Annotated in this window: 24 protein-coding genes; 8 read left to right on the top strand and 16 right to left on the bottom strand. The window is 50.0% G+C overall.

Annotation, left to right across the window (positions count from 1 at the left end):
* Nucleotides 1–150: 150 nt before the first annotated feature.
* The 9 genes from pyk to F5I99_RS09395 form a co-directional block, all read right to left on the bottom strand.
* Nucleotides 151–1584: a pyruvate kinase gene (pyk, locus tag F5I99_RS09435; protein ID WP_225307621.1), complete on the bottom strand. Its 1434-nt coding sequence runs from the start codon at nucleotides 1582–1584 to the stop codon at nucleotides 151–153.
* Nucleotides 1585–1664: 80 nt separating this feature from the next.
* Nucleotides 1665–3665: a transketolase gene (gene tkt / locus F5I99_RS09430; RefSeq protein ID WP_151055408.1), complete on the bottom strand. Its 2001-nt coding sequence runs from the start codon at nucleotides 3663–3665 to the stop codon at nucleotides 1665–1667.
* Between the two features lie 28 nt (nucleotides 3666–3693).
* A complete protein-coding gene (locus F5I99_RS09425; protein WP_151055405.1) occupies nucleotides 3694–5139 on the bottom strand; it encodes an NAD(P)(+) transhydrogenase (Re/Si-specific) subunit beta in 1446 nt (481 codons plus the stop codon).
* Between the two features lie 13 nt (nucleotides 5140–5152).
* Complete coding sequence (locus tag F5I99_RS09420; protein WP_151055403.1) at nucleotides 5153–6706, bottom strand: Re/Si-specific NAD(P)(+) transhydrogenase subunit alpha; 1554 nt, start codon at nucleotides 6704–6706, stop codon at nucleotides 5153–5155.
* 20 nt (nucleotides 6707–6726) lie between these two features.
* Entirely contained in the window at nucleotides 6727–7728 is a 1002-nt protein-coding gene (gene gap, locus F5I99_RS09415; protein WP_151055401.1) for a type I glyceraldehyde-3-phosphate dehydrogenase, read from the bottom strand.
* 35 nt (nucleotides 7729–7763) lie between these two features.
* Nucleotides 7764–8417 carry an HAD-IIIA family hydrolase gene (locus tag F5I99_RS09410; RefSeq protein WP_151055399.1) on the bottom strand — a complete coding sequence of 218 codons (654 nt, stop codon included), beginning with the start codon at nucleotides 8415–8417 and terminating at the stop codon, nucleotides 7764–7766.
* A gap of 26 nt (nucleotides 8418–8443) precedes the next feature.
* Complete coding sequence (locus F5I99_RS09405; RefSeq protein WP_151055396.1) at nucleotides 8444–9319, bottom strand: phosphoribulokinase; 876 nt, start codon at nucleotides 9317–9319, stop codon at nucleotides 8444–8446.
* A 19-nt stretch (nucleotides 9320–9338) separates the two neighbouring features.
* Nucleotides 9339–10430: a class 1 fructose-bisphosphatase gene (locus F5I99_RS09400; protein WP_151055394.1), complete on the bottom strand. Its 1092-nt coding sequence runs from the start codon at nucleotides 10428–10430 to the stop codon at nucleotides 9339–9341.
* Nucleotides 10391–11164 (bottom strand): HAD-IA family hydrolase, encoded by a 774-nt coding sequence (locus tag F5I99_RS09395; protein WP_191905996.1) that lies wholly within the window; start codon nucleotides 11162–11164, stop codon nucleotides 10391–10393. Before F5I99_RS09395 ends, F5I99_RS09400 begins: the two co-directional genes overlap by 40 nt.
* A gap of 148 nt (nucleotides 11165–11312) precedes the next feature.
* Here F5I99_RS09395 and F5I99_RS09390 point away from each other — a divergent pair, with 148 nt between their 5' ends.
* From F5I99_RS09390 to fba, 5 genes are all read left to right on the top strand, one after another.
* On the top strand, nucleotides 11313–12251 hold the full coding sequence (locus tag F5I99_RS09390; RefSeq protein ID WP_225307620.1) for a LysR family transcriptional regulator: 939 nt from the start codon (nucleotides 11313–11315) through the stop codon (nucleotides 12249–12251).
* 96 nt (nucleotides 12252–12347) lie between these two features.
* Nucleotides 12348–13727, top strand: coding sequence for a ribulose-bisphosphate carboxylase (locus tag F5I99_RS09385; RefSeq protein ID WP_151055388.1), 1380 nt, complete (start codon nucleotides 12348–12350; stop codon nucleotides 13725–13727).
* Nucleotides 13728–13782: 55 nt separating this feature from the next.
* On the top strand, nucleotides 13783–14586 hold the full coding sequence (locus F5I99_RS09380) for a CbbQ/NirQ/NorQ/GpvN family protein (protein WP_151055386.1): 804 nt from the start codon (nucleotides 13783–13785) through the stop codon (nucleotides 14584–14586).
* Nucleotides 14587–14588: 2 nt separating this feature from the next.
* Nucleotides 14589–16859, top strand: coding sequence for a nitric oxide reductase activation protein NorD (locus F5I99_RS09375; protein WP_151055384.1), 2271 nt, complete (start codon nucleotides 14589–14591; stop codon nucleotides 16857–16859).
* Nucleotides 16860–16878: 19 nt separating this feature from the next.
* Nucleotides 16879–17928, top strand: a complete 1050-nt coding sequence (fba, locus tag F5I99_RS09370; protein WP_151055382.1) for a class II fructose-bisphosphate aldolase — start codon at nucleotides 16879–16881, stop codon at nucleotides 17926–17928.
* Nucleotides 17929–17947: 19 nt separating this feature from the next.
* On the opposite strand, the gene F5I99_RS09365 is transcribed toward fba, so the two are convergent.
* From F5I99_RS09365 to F5I99_RS09355, 3 genes are read right to left on the bottom strand one after another with little or no spacing between them, the layout of a single operon-like run.
* Complete coding sequence (locus tag F5I99_RS09365; RefSeq protein ID WP_225307619.1) at nucleotides 17948–18601, bottom strand: response regulator; 654 nt, start codon at nucleotides 18599–18601, stop codon at nucleotides 17948–17950.
* Nucleotides 18602–18603: 2 nt separating this feature from the next.
* Nucleotides 18604–19047 (bottom strand): response regulator, encoded by a 444-nt coding sequence (locus F5I99_RS09360; RefSeq protein ID WP_225307618.1) that lies wholly within the window; start codon nucleotides 19045–19047, stop codon nucleotides 18604–18606.
* A 36-nt stretch (nucleotides 19048–19083) separates the two neighbouring features.
* Nucleotides 19084–19809, bottom strand: coding sequence for a DNA-binding protein (locus F5I99_RS09355; protein WP_151055378.1), 726 nt, complete (start codon nucleotides 19807–19809; stop codon nucleotides 19084–19086).
* Nucleotides 19810–19957: 148 nt separating this feature from the next.
* On the opposite strand from F5I99_RS09355, the gene rimO reads away from it, so the two are divergent.
* Nucleotides 19958–21274, top strand: a complete 1317-nt coding sequence (rimO, locus tag F5I99_RS09350) for a 30S ribosomal protein S12 methylthiotransferase RimO (RefSeq protein ID WP_151055377.1) — start codon at nucleotides 19958–19960, stop codon at nucleotides 21272–21274.
* Here the strand turns inward: rimO and F5I99_RS09345 are convergent, their stop codons facing one another.
* The gene (locus tag F5I99_RS09345; RefSeq protein WP_151055375.1) at nucleotides 21275–21910 is read right to left on the bottom strand and encodes a hypothetical protein; all 636 of its coding nucleotides are present in this window, start codon (nucleotides 21908–21910) and stop codon (nucleotides 21275–21277) included.
* A 66-nt stretch (nucleotides 21911–21976) separates the two neighbouring features.
* Here F5I99_RS09345 and F5I99_RS09340 point away from each other — a divergent pair, with 66 nt between their 5' ends.
* A complete protein-coding gene (locus F5I99_RS09340) occupies nucleotides 21977–22309 on the top strand; it encodes a DUF1904 family protein (protein WP_151055373.1) in 333 nt (110 codons plus the stop codon).
* The gene (locus F5I99_RS09335) at nucleotides 22281–23159 is read left to right on the top strand and encodes an NAD-dependent protein deacetylase (protein WP_225307617.1); all 879 of its coding nucleotides are present in this window, start codon (nucleotides 22281–22283) and stop codon (nucleotides 23157–23159) included. The genes F5I99_RS09340 and F5I99_RS09335 overlap by 29 nt, the downstream gene beginning before the upstream one ends.
* A gap of 6 nt (nucleotides 23160–23165) precedes the next feature.
* Here the strand turns inward: F5I99_RS09335 and folM are convergent, their stop codons facing one another.
* From folM to folX, 3 genes are read right to left on the bottom strand one after another with little or no spacing between them, the layout of a single operon-like run.
* Complete coding sequence (gene folM / locus F5I99_RS09330) at nucleotides 23166–23870, bottom strand: dihydromonapterin reductase (RefSeq protein WP_151055369.1); 705 nt, start codon at nucleotides 23868–23870, stop codon at nucleotides 23166–23168.
* A 40-nt stretch (nucleotides 23871–23910) separates the two neighbouring features.
* The gene (gene folE / locus F5I99_RS09325; protein ID WP_151055367.1) at nucleotides 23911–24549 is read right to left on the bottom strand and encodes a GTP cyclohydrolase I FolE; all 639 of its coding nucleotides are present in this window, start codon (nucleotides 24547–24549) and stop codon (nucleotides 23911–23913) included.
* 31 nt (nucleotides 24550–24580) lie between these two features.
* Complete coding sequence (folX, locus tag F5I99_RS09320) at nucleotides 24581–24946, bottom strand: dihydroneopterin triphosphate 2'-epimerase (protein ID WP_151055365.1); 366 nt, start codon at nucleotides 24944–24946, stop codon at nucleotides 24581–24583.
* Nucleotides 24947–25011 lie beyond the last annotated feature (65 nt).

Raw genomic sequence — 25011 nt, 5'->3', positions numbered from 1 at the left:
CAGGCCTGAAGCAACCAGGGACCGTTCTGTATCATCTCTATCAATAGTCTATTTAACATAATATACATTATACGAAGTTATATAATGCGTCATATAAGGCGCTCAAACGAAGTTAAAGCCTACTAACTTCGCTTGGGTACCTTCAGGTTTTCAAGGAATTGTAACGATTTCCAGCCGACTGGTGCCGCCCAGTTTGCCCAGATTGATGCCGCGTGTGAGTAATACTTTATCGCCGGATGCAGCAAGCCCTTGCTGGGTTAGCTGAGCAATCATTTCTATGCGAATATCTTCGTCCGTCAAACCTGTGTAACTGATGTATGACGGATAGACACCTCGGTAGATACACACCTTTCTGCAGGTGTTTTTGTGTGCCGTTAAGGCAAAAATAGGAATAGCTGAGCTGATACGCGACATTAACAGCGGCGTGTTACCTGATTCGGTCAGGCAAGCAATACCTTTGATATCAAAATGATTGGCTGCATACATGCTGGCCATAGCGATGGTTTCATCAACAGCTACAAAGGTTTCATCGATACGGTGCATGGATTCACGTGTCGTGCGTGATTTCTCGGCTTCCTGGCATATACGTGCCATGGCTTCGATAACCTTTTCCGGAAAACGCCCTGTGGCGGTTTCTCCTGATAACATCACCGCATCGGTGCCATCCATAACGGCGTTGGCAACATCAAATACTTCCGCACGTGTGGGTATCGGGTTATCAATCATGGTTTCCATCATTTGGGTTGCGGTGATGGATACTCGGTTTAATTGACGTGCACGTTTAATGATTTTTTTCTGCAGTTCAGGAAGCCTCGCATCCCCTACTTCGACCCCCAGATCGCCACGCGCGATCATGACGACATCAGAGGCCTGGATAATGGCGTCCAGGGTTTGATCATCACTCACGGCTTCTGCACGTTCAATTTTGGATACGATCGCGGCGTGTAAACCGGCGGCTTCAGCCAGTTTGCGGCACAATTGAATATCTTCAGCGCTACGCGGGAAGGATATTGCCAGGTAATCAGCCTGCATGGTGGCTGCCAACAGGATATCCTGCTTGTCCTTATCAGTGAGTGCATCAGCTGATAAACCACCCCCTAACAGGTTGATTCCTTTGTTGTTAGACAGGGTTCCACCGACGCTAACCTGACAGATTACCTTGGGGCCTGATACAGCGTCGACCACTAACACGATGCGTCCATCATCGAGCAATAGCGTATCACCTGCCGTGACTTCACCAGGCAGGGTTTTGTAGGTTAATCCCACTTCTGATGCGTTACCGGCATTGAGATCAAGCTGATTATCCAGTGTGAAGGTATCGCCCACTTGCAGTTGTACTGATCCCTCTTTAAACCGGCCTATGCGAATTTTTGGCCCCTGAAGATCAACCAGTATGGCAACTTCACGTCCCGCTTGTTCTGCGGCCTGGCGTGTTTGTGCAGCGCGGCGCTGATGATCTTCCGGATCGCCGTGTGACATATTGATGCGCACCACATCGACGCCAGCTTTAATCATGCGTTCCAGCTCGCCAGGTGTATCGGTTGCCGGGCCCAGGGTGGCGATTATCTTGGTGCGTCTTTTCATTCGATTATTCATCCAGTTAGTTGAATATACTGATGTATTTCTATCTAAACCAAGGCTAGCATCGGTTGATGTCGTATGCGTTACGACGCCAGTAGTTTCTCTGCTGCCGCCATGACTTTTTCAAGGGTAAAACCAAACATGGCAAACAGCTGATCGGCTGGTGCGGATTCACCGAAGCGATCCATACCGATGACCTGCCCCTGTAATCCTACATACTTATACCACCAGTCTTTGTGCGATGCCTCTATAGCCAGACGTTTGCTGATATGAGGTGGCATAACTGAATCACGGTAGTGCCTGGGTTGTAGTTCAAACAGGTCCGGGCAAGGCAGGCTGACAACCTGTACGGCGCTGCCCTGCTGTTCCAGTAATTTAGCGGCTTGCATCGCCAAGTCCAGTTCAGATCCCGTTGCAATGATTAACAGCTCTGCAGCGGCCTGGCTTTTATATAGAACATAACCACCATAGGCGATCTGGCTTAGCTGATCATCCGTTCGGGGCTGATGTGCCAGGGTTTGTCGGGACAGAATCAGCGCTGTGGGTCCATGTGTACGCTCGAGTGCCATTTTCCAAGCCACGGCTGTTTCGACCGCATCCGCCGGACGCCAGACACTCATATTGGGTGTTGTTCTGAGTGAGGTCAGTTGTTCTATGGGTTGGTGTGTCGGCCCATCTTCACCCAGGCCAATGGAATCATGGGTATACACCTGAATATTACGCAGTTTCATTAGCGCCGCCATGCGCATGGCATTGCGTGCATACTCCATAAAAATCAAAAATGTGGCACCATAAGCTATAAAGCCGCCATGCAGGCTGATGCCATTAATGATGGCTGTCATGCCAAACTCTCTAACGCCATAGTGCACATAGTTACCTTGCGCATCATCCGGGGTTAGCGCTTTGGCCTCTTGCCAAAAGGTCAGGTTTGAGGGGGCCAGATCGGCAGAGCCACCCAAAAGTTCCGGTACCAGCGGCGCCATGGCATTGAGGAAGTCCTGACTAGCTTTACGTGATGCGATCGAGTCACCATTGCTCTGCTGCTGGCGTATATACTCATCGGCTTTTTTAGCAAAGCTTTCAGGCAGCTCACCCAGATTTCTTCGTTTAAATTCAACGGCTAATTCAGGATACTTTGCGCTGTATCGAGTCAGTTTTCGTTTCCATTCCATCTCGGCCTGGCGCCCTTTTTGGCGCGCATTCCAGGCACGGCTGATCTCGTCAGGTATCTCGAAAGGAGCATACGGCCAATCCAGGCTTTCGCGTGTTAATGCGACTTCTTCATCGCCTAGCGGTGCGCCGTGACATTCTTCTTTACCGGATTTATTTGGCGAGCCAAAGCCGATAATCGTTTTGCAGATAATCAGACTGGGCTGCTCGGTATGCAGGCGTGCGGCCTCAATTGACTGGTGGATCTGTTCCGGGTCATGGCCATCTATCGGCCCGATGACCTGCCAGTCATAGGCTTTGAAGCGCTGCGCGGTATCATCACGGAACCAGCCTTCTACCTCACCATCAATCGAGATGCCGTTGTCGTCATAAAATGCAATCAGTTTACCCAGCTTAAGCGTACCGGCCAGCGAGGCAACCTCATGTGAAACACCCTCCATCATGCAGCCATCACCGAGAAAGGTGTAGGTAAAATGATCGATAATGCTATGTTCAGGTTGATTGAAATGAGTGCCCAGTATTTTTTCAGCCAGCGCCATACCTACCGCATTGGCTAAGCCTTGCCCCAAGGGACCGGTGGTGGTTTCTACGCCGGGTGTATAACCGTATTCAGGGTGTCCTGGGGTTTTACTGTGTAATTGGCGGAAATTCATCAACTCATCGATTGGAAGATCGTAGCCACTCAGGTGCAGTAAGCCATAAACCAACATGGAGCCATGGCCATTGGACATCACAAAACGGTCGCGATCTGGCCAGTAGGGATTTTCAGGGTTGTGACGCAGGTAGTCATTCCATAATACTTCGGCGATATCGGCCATCCCCATGGGGGCACCCGGATGTCCTGATTTGGCTTTTTGAACAGCATCAACCGCCAGCATTCTCAAGGCATTGGCACGCAGCGTTCGGGTTGTCATTATTATTCTCCTTGTATCGCCGAGAGGTTTAGCCTTTCAGCAGCGGGATTAATTGCTCGATTGAGCTTTTCGCATCGCCATACAACATTCGGGTATTTTCTTTATAAAACAGTGGGTTTTCGATACCAGAATAGCCAGTACCCTGCCCTCGTTTAGACACAAACACCTGTTTGGCATGCCAGACTTCCAGCACCGGCATGCCGGCAATGGGGCTGTCCGGATCATCCTCGGCTGATGGATTGACAATGTCATTGGAGCCGATAACAATCACGACATCGGTGTTTGGAAAATAGGCATTGATTTCATCCATTTCCAGTACCAGATCATAGGGCACCTTGGCTTCGGCCAGCAGTACGTTCATATGACCAGGTAAACGTCCGGCGACCGGATGAATGGCAAAGCGCACCTGTTTACCCTGGGCACGCAGTTTACGGGTTAATTCTGATACGGATGTCTGGGCTTGAGCCACCGCCATACCATAGCCAGGTACCAGGATGACACTGTCGGCAGCATTCAGGGCCGCGGCCACGCCCGCCGCATCTATGGCAAGCTGTTCGCCCTCGATGTGTGTAACTGTTTGAGGTTTAGCACCAAAACCGCCCAGTATCACATTGATAAACTTACGGTTCATCGCCTTACACATCATGTAACTGAGGATGGCACCTGACGACCCCACCAGCGCACCCGTCACTATCAACAAGTCATTGGATAGAGTAAAACCTATGGCAGCGGCGGCCCAGCCGGAATAGCTGTTTAGCATCGACACCACCACGGGCATATCGGCACCGCCTATCCCCATGATCAGGTGATAGCCGATAAAGAACGCCAGCAGCGCAATCAATAGCAAGGTCCAGATTCCAGCACCCTGAAGATACATGATGGCGAATACCAGTGACGCCACCAGTGCGGCCGCATTCAGCCTATGCCCACCGGGAAGCTGCCTGGCTTTTCCGTCTACTTTGCCCGCAAGTTTGCCATAGGCAATGATGGATCCGGTAAAGGTGACAGCGCCAATAAAGACGCCCAGCACCACTTCGATCTGCAGAAATAACAGCTCGTCAGGTGTTTTGGTGGCCACCAGCGCGGCAAAGGCTGAAAACTGTGCCATTGATTCCTGTGCATGTCGGGCAGCCATCACGCTGGCCCGTTCCATTTCAGCATTAAGCCCAACAAAAACAGCCGCAAGACCCACAAAACTGTGTAACGCTGCTATGAGTTGAGGCATTTGAGTCATGACGACGCTGCGAGCCAGTTTGACACCGATAACGGCACCAATGACCATCATGGGCAGCATAATCCAGTAGTGACCGATTCCCGGTCCTGCGGCGGTGAAAAACACGGCAAACAGCATGCCGAAAATACCGTACCAGACCGCCCGCTTGGCCTTCTCCTGGTTACTTAAACCGCCGAGTGACAGAACGAACAACACACTGGCAGCCACCACGGCGGCTGAAACAAATCCCTGACCTAACATAGCACTCTCCCCTTCAGGACTTCTGGAACATTGCCAGCATGCGGCGGGTAACCATAAAGCCACCGACTATATTGATGGTGGCAATCAGTACGGATATTGCAGCAAGGGTTACAACCAGCCAGTTACCTGATCCAATCTGCAAAATAGCGCCGAGTACAATGATGCCGCTAATGGCATTGGTGACTGCCATGAGTGGGGTATGCAGAGCATGATTAACACTCCAGATCACCTGAAAACCAACAAAACAGGCCAGAGCAAACACGATTAAGTGCTGCATAAAACTCACGGGTGCGACCTGACCCAACAGCAGCATTAACGCGCCACCCACACCAAGTAGCTTTAACTGCAGCCGGTTTTTTGATGCCAGATCCATAGTAGGATTTTCAGGCTGTTTTTTGACACGCGCTTTTTTGGCCGGTGCGATGGCGGCCCTTTTCAACGGTGGTGGCGGGAAGGTGATTTCACCCTGATTCACAACGGTGGCGCTGCGAATCACATCATCGTCCATATTATGCACCAGCACACCATCTCTGGCGGGTGTCAGATCGGTCAATAGATGACGCAGGTTATTGCTGTACAACATGGAGCTTTGTGTCGCCATGCGACTGGGATAGTCCGTGTAGCCCAGTACAATCACTCCTTCTTCGGTAATGATTTTTTCATTCATGACCGTCAGGTCACAATTGCCACCACGTTCGGCTGCCAGATCGACTATGACCGAGCCTGGGCGCATTGCACGGACCATGTCCTCAAGCCACAATCGCGGAGCCTTGTGGCCAGGAATCAAGGCGGTACAAATGACTATATCGATCTCCGGTGCAATCTGGCGGAAACACGCCATCTGTTTTTCAATAAACTCAGGGCTTGAGGGCGCGGCATAACCACCGGTTTTAGAACTGTCCTGGGCTTCGTCGAAATCCAGCCGTAAAAACCCGGCACCCATGCTTTCAACCTGCTCAGCTGCTTCAGCACGCACATCAAAGGCACGAACTACAGCGCCGAGTGCTACTGAGGCGCCAATCGCTGCCAAGCCACCTACGCCAGCCCCGATCACCAACACCTGTGCCGGTGGTATTTTCCCTGCCGCTGTTATCTGGCCGGTAAAAAAACGGCCAAAATTATGACCCGCCTCAATCACCGCCCGGTAGCCTGCAATATTAGCCATAGAAGACAACGCATCCATTTTCTGGGCACGCGAGATGCGGGGAATCATATCCATGGCAATCAGCGCCGCGCCCTGCTGTCTGATGGCATTCAACAGCGCATCATTCTCATTCGGCCAGACAAAACTGATCAGGGTTTGCCCCGGGCGCAGGTGGGCACAATCCTCCAGGGTAACGGGCCTGACACTGATAATGATATCAGCCTGCTCAAATACCGCCTGACGCGTACGAAGTAAGCTGACACCAGACTCAATATATTGAGCGTCAGGAAGACCGGCCGGGTCTCCGGCACCCGCTTCCAGTAGACAGGCATGCCCCAGTTTTTGAATCGCTACAGCAGATTCGGGTGTCATGGCGACCCGGGTTTCACCTGGAAAGGTTTCTTTAATTGCAGCGACTTTCATGCTAGAGCTCCTTGATAGAGTTAGTGAGCCTGAATCACCCGGGCCATTTCCAGACATTTATTGGAATAACCCCACTCATTGTCATACCAGGCAATCAGCTTGACGAAGTTGTCATCCAGTGCGATACCGGCCAGGGCGTCGAACACGCTGGTGCAGGTCTCTCCCCGGAAGTCGGTAGATACGACCTTTTCATCGGTGTAACCGAGAACACCCTTGAGTTGGTTTTCACTGGCGTGCTTGATCGTGTCACACAGGGTTTCATAGCTAACCGCTTGCTCCAGCTCTACAGTCAGATCAACAACCGATACATTAGACGTAGGCACACGCATTGCCATGCCGGTGAGCTTGCCATTCAGCGCCGGAATCACTTTGCCGACGGCCTTCGCTGCTCCCGTGGATGATGGAATAATGTTTTCCAATATCCCGCGCCCTCCCCGCCAGTCTTTATGAGAGGGACCATCGACTGTTTTTTGAGTCGCAGTAGCAGCATGAATAGTAGTCATTAAACCGCGTTTTATGGTGAAATTTTCATGCAGAACCTTGGCCAAGGGTGCCAGGCAATTGGTGGTGCAGGAGGCGTTAGAAATGATGGACTGATCCGCATAATCCAGATGATTGACGCCATACACAAACATGGGTGTGTCATCCTGGCTGGGTGCCGAAAGAATGACTTTTTTAGCTCCAGCACGAAGGTGGGCAGAAGCGGCTTCGGTTGTCAGAAACAACCCAGTAGATTCGATAACCACATCGACATCTTTGGCACCCCAGTTGAGTGCTTCCGGATCGTGCTCTGCCGTCAGTCTGATGGTCCTGCCGTTCACAATTAGCTGGCCATTTTTAACAGCCACATCACCTTTAAACCGGCCCTGTACACTGTCAAATTTGAGCATATAAGCGAGATAATCCGGTTCAAGTAAGTCATTAATCGCAACGATTTCGACACTATCCCGGAACTCGGAAATAGCCGCCCGAAATACCATACGCCCAATGCGTCCAAATCCATTAATGCCAATTTTAATCATGGGGCTTTCCTCGGTTATTTTTATATTGAAAACGGTTAACTCAGACAGGATAAGTTCTGAATAATCCGGTCAGGTTTGGCCTCTCTGATATCATCACCGTGATTATAGCCATAAGGTACGACCCAAACATCGACACCAGCATTACGGGCTGTTTGTACATCGGTTGATGAATCACCGATATAGAGTATTTGCTCAGCAGAGAGGTTGTATTTATTCATTAAGAAATGGAGGCCAACCGGGTCAGGTTTTTTCTGCGGGAAGCTGTCACCGGCCAGTATGTCATCAAACAGATGATGTAGCTGATGGGCTTTCAGCACCAGTTGCGTGCCTACCATGAATTTGTTTGTCAGCAGGGCTACTTTAGAGCCGCTTTGATGCAGTTCGTTGAGCACTTCAGCCACATGCGGAAAAATCTGACTATTGGTGCCAGAGCGTTTCTCATAGTGGCGGTAAAATATCGTCAGGAGCTGATCAAATTCTTGTTGCGTTTGTAACTTCACGTCACAAAACTCCAGCGCCTTTTCCAGAAAATTAGGAGCGCCCTTGCCCACCCAGTTGCGCGTTTGCTCAAGGGTGATGGCCGCTAGCCCTACTTCATTGAATGTATCATTGATCGCATCTGTGACCTCACCGGCTGTATCAAGCAAGGTACCATCCAGATCGAATACTATCAGAGCGTATTTATTCATTAACGTCCCTTATAACTGGCTGCAGGTTAAAAAGTTTGTTTACGGGTTTCCATCATCCGCCACACAAAGGGAGTGAAAATTAATTGCATGGCCAGATCCAGTTTACCACCAGGTATAACCAGCGTATTTGGTCGTGACATGAATGAGTCGTTGATCATGCTTAATAAATAGGGGAAATCTATGCCTTTTGGCTTGGCAAAGCGGATGACCACCATACTTTCATCAGCGGTGGGGATCTCTCTGGCAATAAATGGATTACTGGTATCCACCATGGGAACGCGCTGAAAATTCACATGGGTGTAGGAAAACTGTGAGCAGATGTAGTGCACATAGTCCGGCATGCGTCTGAGAATGGTGTCGGTGACGGCTTCTGCAGAATAGCCACGCATATTTTTATCCCGATACAGCTTTTGGATCCATTCAAGGTTGATAACAGGTACAACCCCTATGAGAAGATCCGGGTATTGTGCAATATTAATTTCTTCGGTTTTAACCGCGCCATGCAGTCCTTCGTAAAATAACAATTCAGTGTCATCCGGCAGGCTTTCCCAGGGAGTAAACGTACCGGGAGTTTGTTGATACGGGGCGGCTTCCGATTCATTATGCAGGTATTTACGATACTGCCCTTGACCTGTTTCACTAAAACTACAGAACAGACCTTCTAGCTCATTAAGTAGATTCGTTTCTAAACCGAAGTGACTGAAATTACGATTACCTTGCACCTCGGCTTCTAACTGCATGGCTTTCATTTCCTGACGGTTATAACGATGAAAACTATCACCCTCGACTGTGGCGGCATTCACGGACTCACGTCTGAAAATAGCTTCAAAGGTTTTGGTGATCGAGCTGGTACCTGCACCGGATGACCCGGTAATAGCAATAATAGGATGTTTAGCCGACATAGTATGACCCCCTGACTTATTATTCCCTGAATAGTCCACGCTCACCAAACAGAGGGCTATGGAAGACTTCTGTTCTGGGTGCTTTATGATAAGACTCGATGCGCCGTACTTCATTGGCCGAGCCAAAAACCACACCGATACGTTGATGTAACGAAGTGGGCGTGACTTCCAGTAATGCCTCGTGTCCAGTGCTCACACGACCGCCCGCCTGTTCAATAATAAAGCCGATGGGATTGGCTTCATACAGCAAACGTAATCGTCCCGGCTTGGAAGGATCCTTGGTATCCCGCGGATACATAAACACCCCGCCCCGGATTAATATACGGTGTGCTTCAGCTACCATACTGGCGATCCAGCGCATATTAAACTCTTTTTCTCTTGGGCCGGTTTTACCCGCTAGGCACTCAGCAATATAACGCTTAATAGGCGGTTCCCAAAAGCGGCTATTCGAGGCATTAATAGCGAATTCCTGGGTGTCCGCTGGAATCTGTATATCTTCATGTGTCAGCATAAACTCACCCAAAACCGGGTCCAGCGTGAAGCCCACCACCCCTCTGCCCACAGTCAGAATCAACATGGTTGTGGGTCCATAGAGCGCATAGCCTGCGGCAACTTGTTTACTACCCGGCTGCAGAAAATCAGCCTCTTTAACATCCGCATTTTGCGTACCGGTGCATCTTAAAATAGAAAAAATACTGCCGACTGAGACGTTAACGTCGATATTGGAAGAGCCATCCAGTGGATCAAACACCAGCAGATACTTACCGCGTGGATACTGACTGGGTATCTGGTAGGGATGCTCCATTTCTTCGCTGGCCATGCCGGCAAGCGTGCCGCTCCACTCATTCGTGCGAATAAAGTAATCATTGGATAAGACATCGAGTTTTTTTTGCGTTTCACCCTGGATGTTAGTGCTACTGGTATCGGTTGTTGCTTCGACATAATCGCCATGCAGTCCCGCCAACTCGCCTTGCGCCACCGCATTGGAGATTGCTTTGCAGGCTAATGCCACATCCAGAACCAGCGAGTTAAATTCCCCGTCTGCTCCAGGATAGCGACGTCGTTCTTCAATCAGATACTGGGTGAGCGTACTGCGCTTGGTAATGGGCATGACATATTCCTTGTTATTATAGGGCTGTTGTTTGCCCTCCAGGTGTTGAGAAGTTCGCTGGCCGGGTGCAAGTTGTCATAGCGCATAAACGCACCATCAAACACTTGATGGTTTGTAAATGCGGTGGGGGTGATGACAACCCGCAGTCCTGCAGCCGCCGCGGCTTTTAAGCCATTTTCAGAATCCTCAATCGCAATACACTGTTCAGGGTGCTCACCCAAGCGCTCAAGTGCCTGACGATAAACTAATGGGTCAGGCTTTTTGCGTGATGCGGTGGATGCATCTTCTATGATCGGAAAGAATGTCTGCCATTCCGGACCAAGTGTTGTTTCAAGCAGTGCCTGCACATTCTGGGGTGTGGTAGTGGTTGCAATCGCCAGTTTAATTCCCTGCTGATGTGCCGTTTCGATCAGCTCACGAATGCCTGGTCTGAGCGGAATTCCTTCATTTCGAATCAGTCGGGTATAAAACTGCGTTTTTTTGGCATGAATCAGGTTCAAGCGGGTAGTGATAACGTCTGGATTATGCCGCTCGAAATCAGCGGTCTCATACACTTTCCAGTAATGATGCAGGCGCTCCCTGCCGCCGGTAATAGCCAACAACTCGATATACAGTGCTTCACTCCAGCGCCAAAGCAGGTTTAACGCTGAAAACGCCGAATTAAACGCCTGAAGATGCGCTTTTTCTGTGTCGGCGAGCGTGCCGTCAACATCAAAAATTATCGCTTTAAGCATCTGCATCTCCCTAGATTTGTTAAGGATGTTGTAGCAAGCCTAGCCATACAGATAGATAAGAACAATTAATTTATTCTTGTTATCGCATAAGATTTTACTTATGTTTAATGAAGAAATTGAGAGAACCTCTGACCTGAGAAGAGCAATCATGAATCCGCATTACACGCTTAAACAGCTGAAAACCTTTATTGAAGTGGCTCAGCACAGTTCGGTTTCGCTGGCCGCTGAGCATGTGCATGTTACTCAACCGGCGATTTCAATGCAGTTAAAGCAGTTGGAGGACAGCTTTGGGGTTTCCCTGTTCCAGCCTCAGGGTCGAAACATCGAGCTAACCCCTGCGGGTGAAGATTTTTATGCCTACTGCCTTAAAGTGATGGCGACCCTGAAAGACCTGGAATCGGTAATGTCGGAGCATGCTGGCGCCAAACGGGGACGGATTAATCTGGCGATTGTCAGCACGGCAAAATATTTCACTCCAAAGCTGTTGGCGGCTTTTAATCGTGAGTTCCCGGATATTCACATCAATCTGTTTATCGATAATAAAGAAACCGTTTTCCGTGAGCTGGAACGTTCAGCGGTAGATATGGTTATTTCGGGTCGTGTGCCAGAGCACCTGAACTGTACCTCTTTGGTGTTTGCTGACAATCCGCAAAGTTTTGTAGCCCACCCCGCTCACCCTTTGGCTCACCAGCGTGCCATTAGTTATAACCAACTGGCCAAATACCCATTTGTCATACGTGAGCAGGGCTCCGGCACCCGCTCAGCAGTCGAAAAACTCTTCGCAGCACATGGCGTGGACTTGCAAGTGACGATGGAGTTTCCCAGCAATGAAGTGATCAAGCAGGCAGTATTAGCGGATATGGGTATCTCATTCTTGTCACACCGTACGATGGTGAAAGAACTGAAACACGGGTATCTGAAAACGCTGGATATAGAAGGTGAGCCCTATATCAGTGAATGGCAGGTTGCGCATCTTAAAACCAAGAAACTGTCTCCGGCTCTAACTTGCTTTAAGCAGTTTCTCAGTCAGCAGGGGCAGCAACTACTGGACAGTGACGACCTTGAGCTATTAGTCGGTTTAAAATAACATAAGATAATATTTATATATTTTAAAATAAATATTAATTTACCTTATATGTCTGCTGTATCTACACTGCTCCTATAACGAATTAAGGAGCGCATCATGGATCAATCAAAACGCTATGCCCGCTTGGACCTGCTTGAAGACGAATTGATGAAGGGTGGCAAGCATGTACTTGCCGCCTACAAAATGAAGCCCAAAACTGGTTATGGCTATCTTGAATCTGCTGCTCACTTTGCGGCTGAGTCTTCCACAGGCACCAACGTAGAAATCAGTACCACCGATGATTTCACCCGAGGCGTGGATGCATTGGTTTATCACATAGATGAAGCCACAGAGGATATGCGTATTGCCTATCCCATCGATTTGTTTGACCGCAATATGCTGGATGGAAAAACCATGCTGGTGTCTTTCCTGACACTGGCCATAGGCAACAACCAGGGCATGGGTGACATAGAATATGCCAAGATGATCGATTTTTATGTACCCCCCGAGATGTTGGATCTGTATGACGGTCCGCAGGTCAATATAGAAGACTTGTGGCGCATCCTGGGACGGCCGGAAAAAGATGGCGGTTATATCGCCGGTACGATTATCAAGCCTAAATTGGGCTTACGACCCGAACCCTTTGCCAAAGCCGCCTATCAATTCTGGTTGGGTGGGGATTTCATCAAAAACGATGAGCCACAAGGCAATCAGGTTTTTGCGCCGATGAAGCAGGTGATTCCGCTGGTGGTGGATGCCATGCGCCGGGCGATGGATGAAACCGGTCAGGCCAAAATATTCTCGGCCAACATTACCGCTGACTGGCATGATGAAATGATCGCCCGAGGTGAGTTTATCCTGGACGCCTTTGGTACCGATGCCGATAAAGTCGCCTTTCTGGTAGATGGTTATGTCGGTGGTCCTGGTATGGTCACCACAGCTCGACGCTATTTTCCCAATCAGTTTCTGCACTACCATCGTGCCGGTCATGGTGCGGTAACTTCCCCGTCGGCTAAGCGCGGTTACAGTGCCTATGTGCTGGCGAAAATGTCCCGTTTACAAGGGGCCTCGGGTATCCATGTTGGTACCATGGGCTATGGCAAGATGGAAGGCGAAAAGGATGATCGTGCTATCGCCTATATCATCGAACGTGACAGCTTTCAGGGCCCGGTCTATTTCCAGGACTGGAATGGAATGAAGGCTACCACACCGATTATTTCCGGTGGTATGAATGCGCTGCGCTTACCCGGATTTTTTGAAAATCTCGGGCATGGCAATGTTATTAATACCGCAGGCGGTGGTGCTTACGGCCATATTGACAGCCCGGCGGCTGGAGCGCTGTCCTTGCGTCAAGCCTATGAATGTTGGAAAGCCGGTGCGGACCCCATCGAATGGGCCAAAGAACATCCTGAGTTTGCGCGGGCCTTTGAGTCCTTCCCGAACGATGCCGATGCGATATTCCCTGGCTGGCGCGACAAAATCAGCTCTCACCGTTAAACCAGTTCAGGCTGGTAAAATCCCCTTACCTGCCTGACTACTCAGCGAGGTATTTATGAGTCATCCACTGCAGGCCTTTATGCTCTCGTCCGAGCCCTTCTACCAATCCAAGGGTGATGAAGTTGAGCAATACCGTGCCGCCTATCAGCAAAAGCTGCCAGTATTGCTCAAAGGCCCCACCGGCTGTGGCAAAACACGCTTTGTGGAGCATATGGCCTATACACTGGGTAAACCCCTGATTTCCGTTGCCTGTAATGAAGATATGGCCGCCAGCGATCTGATGGGGCGATTTTTACTCAATGAACAAGGAACCCAATGGATAGATGGCCCACTGACACTGGCGGCTCGTCATGGTGGCATCTGTTATCTGGATGAAGTGGTTGAAGCGCGACAAGATACCACCGTGGTGATTCATGCGCTGACTGATTATCGTCGCCGTATCCTGCTGGAAAAAATTAACGAAGTGGTTGAAGCCCACCCAGATTTTCAACTGGTTGTATCCTATAACCCTGGTTATCAAAGCCTGGTAAAAGATCTGAAGCCCTCCACACGTCAGCGGTTCATCTCGTTTGAGTTTGATTTCCCGGACGCAGAAACAGAAGCCACTATCCTGATACGGGAAACCCAGCTCAACCTGGACAGCTGCCGCTTGTTGGTTGAGATAGCCCAGGTAGGACGGCGCCTGAAAGGCCATGGCTTAACCGAAGGCATTTCAACACGCCTGCTGGTCAATGCCGCCCATCTAATCAATCAAGGCATAGGTTTTAGCGACGCTTGTCAGTTGGCACTCATATCACCGGTCACAGATGATGCTGAGATTGCCGATACCCTTCGTCATGCAGTTCAGGCAATGAGTTGATTATGGCCAAGGATCCGATTCAGCCATCCAGCTTCACTGATCCGCTGATGCAACAGGCCTGGCAAAGCCTGGATTGTGCCTTGCCGGACGTAGCTGAGTGTTTTGAGTTTTGTTGGCCTGCTGTTGAAGCTCAGCTGGATGACAAAGCACGTGCTGAGTATCTTGAGCTGGCGGGTTTTATTGGCAAGATGGGCTATGGCAGCGAACCGGTGGTAGCGTTTTTATCACAATGGCCAGATGCCTACCCTTGCCTCGGTAACACGGGGCTTGAACAGCTTAATGGATTTTTGCAGCATTTCTGGTGCTCTGCAAACGCTAAAGCGATAACGCTGTTATTGCGAAAACTCAGCCTGACAGCCAAAGCCACGGGGTCTGCCGAGGCATTTAATCGCTGGCTGAAGTGCTGCTATACACTGGCAGAACAAACCACACCGCGGATCCATGGGCAGGAATCACTGGGACCGAGCCAGGCACTGCTGACACTGCTGGAGCATAGTGGCGAATTGCTGCAGTTGGCCGATTTGTCAGCACTGAATACCTGGGTGGATTTTGGTATTCGTTTAAATGACGGCAATCCTGAGCAGGAAAAAGCCTATTTTTCGCTGACAAGCCCCGAGAGCCAAGCGGTGTTGTTAACTGGCTGTGACGGCGATCAGTTCAGACTGCATGAAAAGGGTTTGCAAGCCTACCTGACAGGCCTATGGCAAACGGATCAAGTATTAATCCCCTACTCCACACTGACAAGCAGCGCCCTGGATTGGCTGCCTTATTATGATGAAGAGGGTATCCGCTTACCGGATATCATCGCACCCCGTTCAGGTGTTCGAGGGTTGGACCAATACCGTTTGATGATTGGGCATCTACTCATGCATCAGCAATACAGTCGCCCACGCTATGCGGACAATCTTAGTCCGTTGCAGCGACTCACGATTGAATGGTTTGAAGACATCCGCATGGATCGCTTATTTTTACAACGCTTCCCCGGATTGCTGGCGATGCTGCGGCAATTACACCCTAAACCGGATGCCCAGACCAGCTTACCGAATCAGTCGGCGGTGATTGTCAGACTGTGTCGTTTTTCACGCGTGCTGATTGATGCGGATTATGTTGATGAGGAGCCGATCATCCGGCAGTTTGCCGCCAGATTTGAACAGCAACTCCAGGCCGCGCCGCTGAATGATGATGCGTTTGTGGAACTGGCTCTGGAGTTTGTAACACGGACCCGCCAGGGAAAAGATCAGTTTGCCAAGGTAACCTTTACCGAGACACAGGTCCCCTGGCGCGATGATAACCGGCATCTGTGGGCCTATATTGAAGCCGGGGATGAAGAGGAGCTATTTGATCTGCCCAAAGCCGACGAACCAACAGAGCCTGAACATTTACCCGCCCGGGTCTATGCCGAATGGGACTATCAGCTGCAAAACTATCGCCCGGATTGGTGTCAGGTGTATGAGGCCTTAGCACCCACTGGTTCGGCCCAGTCCATAGAGCTGATGCTGAATCGCAATCAGGCATTGATTAAACAGATTCGGCAACTGGCCGAGCACCTTAAGCCGCAAAATCCGCAGCGGTTACGCTATCAGGAAAAAGGCAACGAGCTGGATACCGACGAGCTGATTCGTGCCTGGCTGGATATGAAAACAGCCAACACCCCAACCGATAAAATCTACTTCAGGCATTTTCATCAAGGCCGCAGTATCGCCTTGCTGTTACTGCTTGATCTGTCCCACTCCCTGAATGACCCACTCATTGATGGCAGCAGTAGCTTACTGGAGTTGAGCCAGGAGGCGGTAGCCGTACTGGCAACCGCCGTCGATACATTGGGTGATGATATGGCCGTAGCCGGGTTTAACTCCAATACCCGTGAAGCGGTACATTACCAGCACATCAAAGGCTTCAGTGAACCCTGGGATGACACAGTTAAAGGACGCCTTGCAGCCGTAGAGGCACGTTACTCTACCCGCATGGGGGCGGCCTTACGTCATGCCGGCCAGTATCTGACGAAACAAAAGGCCGATAAGAAACTGCTGTGGGTTCTGAGTGATGGAGAACCCTCAGATATTGATGTAAAGGATAAAGCCTATTTGATTCAGGATGCCGCCAAGGCTGTACAGGAGCTTCAAGCTGATGGCATTCACAGCTACTGCATCAACCTCGATCCCAGGGCTGATGAGTATGTTGCCACCATTTTCGGCCAGAGATACTGCGTCATAGATAAGGTAAAACGTCTGCCGCAAACCCTGCCTACATTATTTCTTTCGCTGACACATTGATAACAATAAGGAGTCACCCATGGCATTAGTTTCACTTAGACAATTACTCGATCATGCCGCTGAACAGGGGTACGGTTTACCGGCTTTTAATGTCAACAACATGGAGCAGGTGCATGCGATTATGCAGGCGGCAGATGCCACCAACAGCCCGGTTATTTTGCAGGGTTCAGCCGGGGCGCGCAGTTATGCCGGTGAAGTGTTTTTGCGTAAACTGATTGAAGCAGCGGTAGAGACCTACCCTCACCTGCCGGTGTGTATGCACCAGGATCACGGCGCCTCACCCGCTGTTTGCTTCCGTTCCATTCAATCAGGTTTTAGCTCTGTGATGATGGATGGCTCATTACTGGAAGATGGTAAAACCCCTTCAAGCTATGACTACAACATGAAAGTTACCCGGCAAGTTGTAGAGCTTGCGCATGCCTGCGGTGTATCCGTTGAAGGTGAACTGGGATGTCTTGGCAGCCTGGAGACCGGCGAAGCGGGAGAAGAAGATGGTCACGGTGCCGTTGGCACGCTGAGCCAGGATCAACTCCTGACTGATCCGGATGAAGCAGCGGACTTTGTGGCCAAAACAGGTGTTGATGCACTGGCTATTGCCATAGGTACCAGCCATGGTGCCTATAAATTCACCCAGCAACCCACGGGTAACGTGCTCAGAATTGACCGTATAGCCGAAATTCACCAGCGCATTCCCAATGTCCATCTGGTTATGCATGGTTCATCCAGCGTACCCCAGGAGTGGTTGGCCATTATTAACCAGCATGGCGGTGATATGGGGCAAACTTACGGCGTTCCCGTAGAGGAAATTGTCCAGGGTATTAAGCATGGTGTGCGTAAAGTTAACATAGATACAGATTTGCGCATGGCATCCACCGGAGCCATCAGACGTTTCCTAAGTGAAGAAAGGCAAAACTTTGACCCCAGAAAATTTCTTAAACAAGCTACTCAGGCGATGAGTGACATTTGTATGGCTCGCTATCAGGCCTTTGGCTGTGAAGGCATGGCAAGTCGCATGGGCAAGGTCTATCGGCTGGAGGAGATGCAGCAACGCTACATCAACACTGACTGAAATCTGGAATCACTCAAGCTCAACTGGCGGTAAAGCCGGAGCGCACTGCCAGCTTGACCAGATCGGCGTTATTTTTGAGCTTGAGTTTGCGCAGAATGTTGGCACGATGCGCATGCACCGTTTTCGGACTGAGAGACATAGCATCTGCGATCTTACCGGCTGAGTAGCTTTCAGCCAACATGCTAAACACTTCAAGTTCGCGTTTGCTCAAGCAAGATGCAGGTGATTGGGCATCCGCTCCATCCATCTCATTTTGTATGGCAGCAGAAAAATAAGGTATACCGTTCGCTACAGATTCAACTGCCCGAATCAGCTCATCTGGTGCACAGTGCTTGGTCAGATACCCCATCGCCCCAGCCGTAACAGCCTGGCTTGGATAGGGCTCACCACTCATGGCGGTCAGCACCAGAAGCTTGGCTTTTTTGTCCATGGCAATGATTTTGCGAATGGTTTCAAGCCCGCATGCTGAAGACACTTCCTCTGATTCTTTTTTGAAAGGAATGGATAAGTCCAAAACCACGACATCAGGCTTGTGATCTTTACAAGCCTTGATTGCGCAGTAGCCGGTTTCTGCCTCGGCTACAACCTCTATGTCAGGGTTTTTCTGTAATATCTGCTGGTAACCGGCACGGATGATGGAGTGATCATCGACCAGTAGTAAACGGATTGTCATATTCAAACGCCCTTTTTCAAACTATCTGCACCTCGGTATACGTCATGTATATCCAGGTCAAGCGCATAAGGCGATATTCCCTCCGCTGGGTCCAGATGAGCCGGTTGTGCCACCAGCTCATCACTAAATCCTATCAGTTGTACGCCCTCCTTGCGACAATGTTGTAAAACTTTTTCCAGTGCGCGAATAACCGCCAGCTGTCTGTCATTGAGTTGATCGCTTTTTTTCTGGTCTGCACGACGCTTGGATGATACCTGTCTGACAACATAATCACCCTCATCAATCAGTTGTACCGTAATGCCGGCAACCTTTTCGGCAACCAGCGCCACCTTGGCCGTCTCGAACAACTCCAAATTCCGGCAACAAAAAATCTCACCGGTAGTGGCGTTACGAATCATGTCGCGAATGCTTTGAACAGAACTACCTTCAGGTATAAATTTTTCCATAAATTCAGCTGATTAAACTCATGATTTTAAAAGATATCATACAGAATATCGCGCTTTAATCAGCTCCATCTGATGCCGCTGTTCCAATGTTTGTTTTTCTGCCTCATTTAACTGGCGACGTAACCCGGCATTATCCGACTGCAAATCGGTATTTTGCTTTTTCAGCCGAGCTATTTCCTCTTCCTGAATGCGGATTTTAACACGATATTCAATGACTTCATCATTTTGTGGTTTTCCCGGTGAAATTTGGCTGGTCTGCTGAAGTTCGCGCTCAGCGGCATCCAATTTAGCAGAGGCACGAAACAGCTTCTCTTCTAGTTCACGATAGTCCTGGCCATGTTGCCGGAACTCTTCAAGCAAGGATGCGTGACGTTGCAATAACGTCTGGTGTTCCTGCTGAAGGGCTGCAAGCGCTTGCCCCCCTCCCTGCTCAGCCTGCTTAAGGGCTTGTTCCAGGGCGTTGATCTTATCGGAATATTGTGCGGCTTGTTCATGAAAGCGCTTCTCGGCATAAGCTAGTGCCCGATCCCAGGTCTGACTGGCTAACTTTAGCACGGGCTCTGGTAGTTCCGGGTGCGCCTGACGTCGGTTCAGTCGTTCACTAAGCGACCCCCACCAATCGCCAAGCGCCCTATTGATGGTAGTAATGCTGCCGGTGCCGATAAGTTCACGCACATTTTGCTGCGTCGGGCGAATGCCCTGTTCTAACAGCGTATCAGCTGCCTTGAACACGGATTGATGGGTATTGCTGGATCTAGCCATATTATTAGTACACGATACGTATTGAATGGTATGTATTATTAGTCGATATTACCATGCCATACGCTGCACGCAAGCGAGTTTTCTCGCTAGTGACATCAGTTTTAGTTAAAATCGCGCTTTGATTTTTTCATTGAGGTTTTTGGATTACATGAATGCACCCAAGATAGGTTTCGTCAGTCTGGGCTGCCCCAAGGCACTGGTCGATTCTGAACGCATCCTTACACAGCTACGTACTGAAGGTTATGAGATCTCCCCTTCCTATGATAATGCCGACATAGTGGTGGTAAACACCTGCGGCTTTATCGACAGCGCTAAAGCTGAGTCTTTGGATGCCATTGGCGAAGCGATCAAAGAAAATGGTCGCGTTATCGTCACCGGCTGCCTGGGTGTTAATGAACAAGAGATCCGCAACCTGCATCCACAGGTTCTTACGGTAACGGGGCCGCAAGCTTATGAGTCGGTTGTTAGTGCAGTACATGAGCACGCACCACATCAAGCCGAGCATGATCCATTCATTAGTCTGGTACCACCTCAGGGTATCAAGCTGACGCCAAGGCATTATGCTTATGTCAAAATCAGTGAAGGCTGTAATCATCGTTGCACCTTCTGCATCATCCCCTCATTGCGTGGTGATCTGGTTTCTCGCAAAGCGGATGAAGTAATGCGTGAGGCCGAAGGGCTGGTCAAAGCTGGCGTAAAAGAGCTGTTGATAGTTTCACAGGATACAAGCGCTTACGGCGTAGATTTAAAGTATCCGTTAAGTATTTGGAATGGCCGACCCGTCAAGACCCGCCTGCTCGAACTCTGCCAGGCACTGGGTGATCTGGGGGTTTGGGTACGTTTGCACTATGTTTACCCTTACCCATCCGTGGACAAAGTGATCCCGTTGATGGCCGAAGGCAAGATCCTCCCCTATCTTGATATTCCGTTTCAGCATGCCAGCCCACGCGTGTTAAGCATGATGAAGCGCCCTGCGCATGCAGAGAATACCCTGGAGCGTATTCGCACCTGGCGTGCCATCTGCCCTGAACTGGTTATTCGCAGTACCTTTATAGTCGGATTTCCTGGTGAAACCGAAGAAGACTTTCAGCTGTTGTTGGAGTTTCTTGAAGAAGCACAGCTGGATCGTGTTGGCTGCTTCCAATACTCCCCTGTCGAAGGTGCTACAGCAAATGATCTGGCGGAAGCCGTTCCTGATGAGATCAAGCAGGATCGCTGGGAACGCTTTATGGCGGTTCAGGCACGCATCAGCTCCGCCAGACTGCAGCAGCGCATCGGCACGGAAATCGATGTCATCATTGATGAAGTGGTAGAAGAAGGTGCGGTAGGACGCAGTAAAGCCGATGCCCCTGAAATTGATGGTCAGGTATTCCTCGATAACGCCACCCACCTCAAACCCGGAACTATAGTCCGGGCACGGGTAGTGGATGCTGATGAGTACGATCTCTGGGCTGAGCCTGTCTGATTAGCGGATTATCAGGCGCCGCCCTGGCGGCGCTTGAGGCACAAGATCACAATAGAGCGATCCACGCAGGAAGCGTTCCTGTTCCAAGTGATGGCTGACACCACGCTGCAGTTGCTGGCGCGTCGCGGCCATCTCGACACACTCATTTGTCGCTGATCCGTGTAGTGCACGAGGCGAACGACACAAGCGCACCACCTGACCATCAAACCCTGCGTATACGTCTTGTTGATAGCGACTACGTGTATCGGACAGGGTAAGTTCAACCGGATATCCACTGACAAGATCCATCGCCAATGGGTGCACAGGTTGCCAGCGGCCTCGGATATAGCCTTCGGCTGATTCCAGTATGCATTGCACCCGCTCACCGTAACCCGCATCACGGCGACGCTGCTCCAGCTCAGCGGCCTGTTTGATTGCCTCAGCTTCGCGTGCTCGCGCTTCTGCCTCGCGGCGAGCCTGAGAGGCTTGATCCAGCGTCGCTTGCTGACTGCGCGCATCCAACTGTTGCTGCGGTGTGAGTAATACCCATTGCTCTTCGGGTATACCCAGTGGGTAGCGAGCCGCACAGCCACTTAAACCACCAAGCAACAGAACCAGGCAAACCAGTTTGAACGTAATAGAATTGATATTTAACATAGTGCTACTTTATTCAGTGTAAAATGACTAACAGCTTAACCATCCGGTATTTAAGGAAATATATTCATGCCACAGCTTCAATTTCACGGTATCGATACCCAGGCCATTCAACACTGTTCGCAGCAACTAGTCGATGAGCTTTGTCAGGCTATGGACACTACACCAGACAACTTTCTATTGGAGGTCATGCACTCCACCCAGATCCTATCGGGTGAAATTGTGACCCCCTTCCCGTTTGTGGATGTGCGCTGGTTCGAACGCGGCCAGGCGGCCAGAGATCGAAGTGCAGCTGTGATTGCACAACATCTCAATGCTCAGGGTTATAATCCGGTGGAAATTATTTTCACCGCATTAGAGGCGAATGCTTATTATGAGAACGCTAACCACTTCGGTGACTAAGGTGGCCTCTGCCCCACCACTGACAGCAGATGCTGATGAAAAATTGCTGCATTTTATCCAGCAGCATCCTCGATTAGTGGTGCTTACAGGTGCGGGGGTTAGCACCGACTCGGGCATTCCGGATTACCGTGACGCACGTGGCGAGTGGAAGCAAAAGCAACCGGTCCAGCACCAGGCCTTTATGACCCAGCCAGCTGTTCGGCAACGTTACTGGGCCCGCAGCCTTCCTGGTTGGCCAGTGATTCGTGATGCACAACCCAACGGCGCACATTTCAGTCTTGCAGAAATGGAGCGTAACGGTCATTTGCAACTGCTAGTGACACAGAATGTCGATCGATTGCATCAGAAAGCCGGCTCTGATCGAGTGACTGATCTGCATGGGCGCTCTGATCAGGTTGTTTGCATGGCCTGCCATTATCGTACTGAGCGGGATGCAGTGCACCAACGTGCGACTGAGATCAATCCTGAGTTTACTGCGATCAAGGCCATAGCGGCCCCTGATGGCGATGCACATGTGGAAATGGACTTCTCTCAATTTAGAGTGCCTGATTGTTCGAAGTGCGGCGGTATTTTGAAACCGGATGTGGTATTTTTCGGCGATAATGTGCCCAAACAACGGGTTGAAAGCAGCCTGAAGGCACTCAGAGCCAGTGATGGACTGCTAGTGATTGGCTCATCATTGATGGTTTTCTCGGGGTTCCGTTTCTGTCGCCGCGCGGCTGAATGGGGTATACCGATAGCTACTCTCAGTCTGGGATGCACACGGGCTGATGAACTGTCACAACTGCAGATCAATGCGCCGATTCGGGAAACCTTGGAGCAGGTCTGTAGTGTGCTGGGTACCAATTGACCTTGTTTATTTCAAATGACGTCCACCATCAACGGCCAGACTGCGACCGGTGACATAGCGACTCTGTAGCAGGTAATCCACGGCCTGTAATATTTCATCTGCACCAGCTTCTTTGTTCATCAATGACTTGGCGCGGACTTTTTGCTTGTATTCTTCACTGTCACCGTCATTGAACAGGATTAGCGCCGGAGCAATACTGTTGACCTTTACCTTAGGCGCCAGCAGTTGGGCAAAAGACAGGGTCATATTGGCCAGGGCGGCTTTGCTGGCCGCATAGGCAATATGTTTTCGACTGCCCTTTTCTGCCACATAGTCGGTCAGATGAATAATATCAGCCATCTCGGAGGCCATGAGTTGATCCTGCAGCGCCAGATTTAGCTGATAAGGCACGGCAACATGTACCTGCATCATGGCGTGCAGCGTGGCCACGGCTGACTCGGCACTGCTATCCGGTAACCAGTCGGAGGCATTATGGATAATGCCACGTAATGCTGGGGCCTGGCGCTGGACTTCTGCTATCAATTCAGCGACTTGAACAGGCTGATTGAAATCACACTTAATCAGTTGAACGCCCTGCTCGCTTAACCCTGTCAATGAGGGCCTGTCGGTTCGATAGGTCCCTATAACTTGATAGCCTTGTGCTTGCAAGTGCTCAGCAAGGTGCTGACCAATACGCTGACCAACACCGGTAATCAGTAGCGCTCCACTCAACACCCTTCTCCTTATGTAAACAGCATCTATCGCTAGTGACTTACTTTAGAAATTCTGCACGGGTATGAATGTTCGCTTTAAAAACCCCACCCAGCGCCGTGGTTGAAGTGCGCGAGTTAACGTCCATAACCCCTCTCGATTTGACACAATAATGTGTCGCCTCTATCGAAACAGCAACATTTTCAGTTTCAAGTAAGGTTTGTAGTGCTATCAAAATCTGCTGTGTCAGGCGTTCCTGAACCTGAGGTCTTTGTGCAAAAAACCTGACCAACCTATTGATTTTAGATAGACCAATGATCTTATCACCGGGTATATAGGCTACTTTGGCTGAACCATCGATGGTAATGAAATGGTGCTCGCAAGTGCTGGTAAGATCTATGTCAGATACCTTTACCATTTCATCTACTTGCATCTTGTTTTCGATCAACGACATGGTTGGAAAGTTGCTATAGTCGAGACCGGAGAAAATCTCATATACATACATCTTGGCAATGCGATGAGGGGTTTCGGCCAGGCTATCATCACCCATATCCAATCCTAGCGTTTGTACCACATCCGTCATAGATTGCTTAATCTTTTGGTACTTTTCGTCAGCTGTTAAACGCTGCTCTGTAAGCGGTGTTTCCAGTCCTCGATCAATAAGAACCTGACGAACGCGTGCGGCTTCCGTTGATATCATCCTAAGTGCTCCTGTGTGCTGTCGTTGTGCTTTAGCACTTATCGTAATGAAGGGTTAAGGAGACTGAGTCGGCAAATCTCAACGCATGAGGCTTGTCGATTCGTACCTGAGCATGGGTCACCACATCCGGTTCCGCACAGATATTGAGCACATCGGATACCAGTTTTTCCAGCAGAAGAAACTGGCCGTCTTCGACATGTGCTATGATCTGTTTGGTAATACCCTTATAGTCCAATGCCGCATCCACCTGGTCAGTCAAGCAACCGCGATTGACGGGATAATGTATCTCCGCATTAATCACGACATCTTGTTTTTTCTCACGCTCTTCCGGATTGAAACCGATAAAAGTTCGAAGTCGCAGGTTGGTAATTTTGATGATGGCATTACTAAAGGGCATTAAATTAGTCTCCGGCCTGTGTTGTCTCAATTTACGCACTAGGGTATGAAAATGGAGCACAACAG

The sequence above is a fragment of the Nitrincola iocasae genome, from assembly GCF_008727795.1.
Classification (GTDB): domain Bacteria; phylum Pseudomonadota; class Gammaproteobacteria; order Pseudomonadales; family Balneatricaceae; genus Nitrincola; species Nitrincola iocasae.
The sequence above is the reverse complement of the archived record's forward strand: the minus strand, read 5'-3'. Positions and strand labels throughout refer to the sequence as shown.

Coding starts and splice junctions, on each gene's coding strand:
- F5I99_RS09410 (WP_151055399.1), bottom strand. CDS start 8,417: ATGAATAAATACGCTCTGATAGTATTCGATCTGGATGGTACCTTGCTT.
- rimO (WP_151055377.1), top strand. CDS start 19,958: ATGAATGCACCCAAGATAGGTTTCGTCAGTCTGGGCTGCCCCAAGGCA.
- F5I99_RS09375 (WP_151055384.1), top strand. CDS start 14,589: ATGGCCAAGGATCCGATTCAGCCATCCAGCTTCACTGATCCGCTGATG.
- folE (WP_151055367.1), bottom strand. CDS start 24,549: ATGATATCAACGGAAGCCGCACGCGTTCGTCAGGTTCTTATTGATCGA.
- F5I99_RS09365 (WP_225307619.1), bottom strand. CDS start 18,601: ATGACAATCCGTTTACTACTGGTCGATGATCACTCCATCATCCGTGCC.
- F5I99_RS09360 (WP_225307618.1), bottom strand. CDS start 19,047: ATGGAAAAATTTATACCTGAAGGTAGTTCTGTTCAAAGCATTCGCGAC.
- F5I99_RS09385 (WP_151055388.1), top strand. CDS start 12,348: ATGGATCAATCAAAACGCTATGCCCGCTTGGACCTGCTTGAAGACGAA.
- F5I99_RS09380 (WP_151055386.1), top strand. CDS start 13,783: ATGAGTCATCCACTGCAGGCCTTTATGCTCTCGTCCGAGCCCTTCTAC.
- F5I99_RS09390 (WP_225307620.1), top strand. CDS start 11,313: ATGAATCCGCATTACACGCTTAAACAGCTGAAAACCTTTATTGAAGTG.
- F5I99_RS09405 (WP_151055396.1), bottom strand. CDS start 9,319: ATGTCGGCTAAACATCCTATTATTGCTATTACCGGGTCATCCGGTGCA.
- F5I99_RS09355 (WP_151055378.1), bottom strand. CDS start 19,809: ATGGCTAGATCCAGCAATACCCATCAATCCGTGTTCAAGGCAGCTGAT.
- F5I99_RS09420 (WP_151055403.1), bottom strand. CDS start 6,706: ATGAAAGTCGCTGCAATTAAAGAAACCTTTCCAGGTGAAACCCGGGTC.
- pyk (WP_225307621.1), bottom strand. CDS start 1,584: ATGAAAAGACGCACCAAGATAATCGCCACCCTGGGCCCGGCAACCGAT.
- F5I99_RS09340 (WP_151055373.1), top strand. CDS start 21,977: ATGCCACAGCTTCAATTTCACGGTATCGATACCCAGGCCATTCAACAC.
- F5I99_RS09395 (WP_191905996.1), bottom strand. CDS start 11,164: ATGCTTAAAGCGATAATTTTTGATGTTGACGGCACGCTCGCCGACACA.
- F5I99_RS09425 (WP_151055405.1), bottom strand. CDS start 5,139: ATGTTAGGTCAGGGATTTGTTTCAGCCGCCGTGGTGGCTGCCAGTGTG.
- F5I99_RS09345 (WP_151055375.1), bottom strand. CDS start 21,910: ATGTTAAATATCAATTCTATTACGTTCAAACTGGTTTGCCTGGTTCTG.
- folX (WP_151055365.1), bottom strand. CDS start 24,946: ATGCCCTTTAGTAATGCCATCATCAAAATTACCAACCTGCGACTTCGA.
- F5I99_RS09400 (WP_151055394.1), bottom strand. CDS start 10,430: ATGCCCATTACCAAGCGCAGTACGCTCACCCAGTATCTGATTGAAGAA.
- F5I99_RS09335 (WP_225307617.1), top strand. CDS start 22,281: ATGAGAACGCTAACCACTTCGGTGACTAAGGTGGCCTCTGCCCCACCA.
- tkt (WP_151055408.1), bottom strand. CDS start 3,665: ATGACAACCCGAACGCTGCGTGCCAATGCCTTGAGAATGCTGGCGGTT.
- fba (WP_151055382.1), top strand. CDS start 16,879: ATGGCATTAGTTTCACTTAGACAATTACTCGATCATGCCGCTGAACAG.
- gap (WP_151055401.1), bottom strand. CDS start 7,728: ATGATTAAAATTGGCATTAATGGATTTGGACGCATTGGGCGTATGGTA.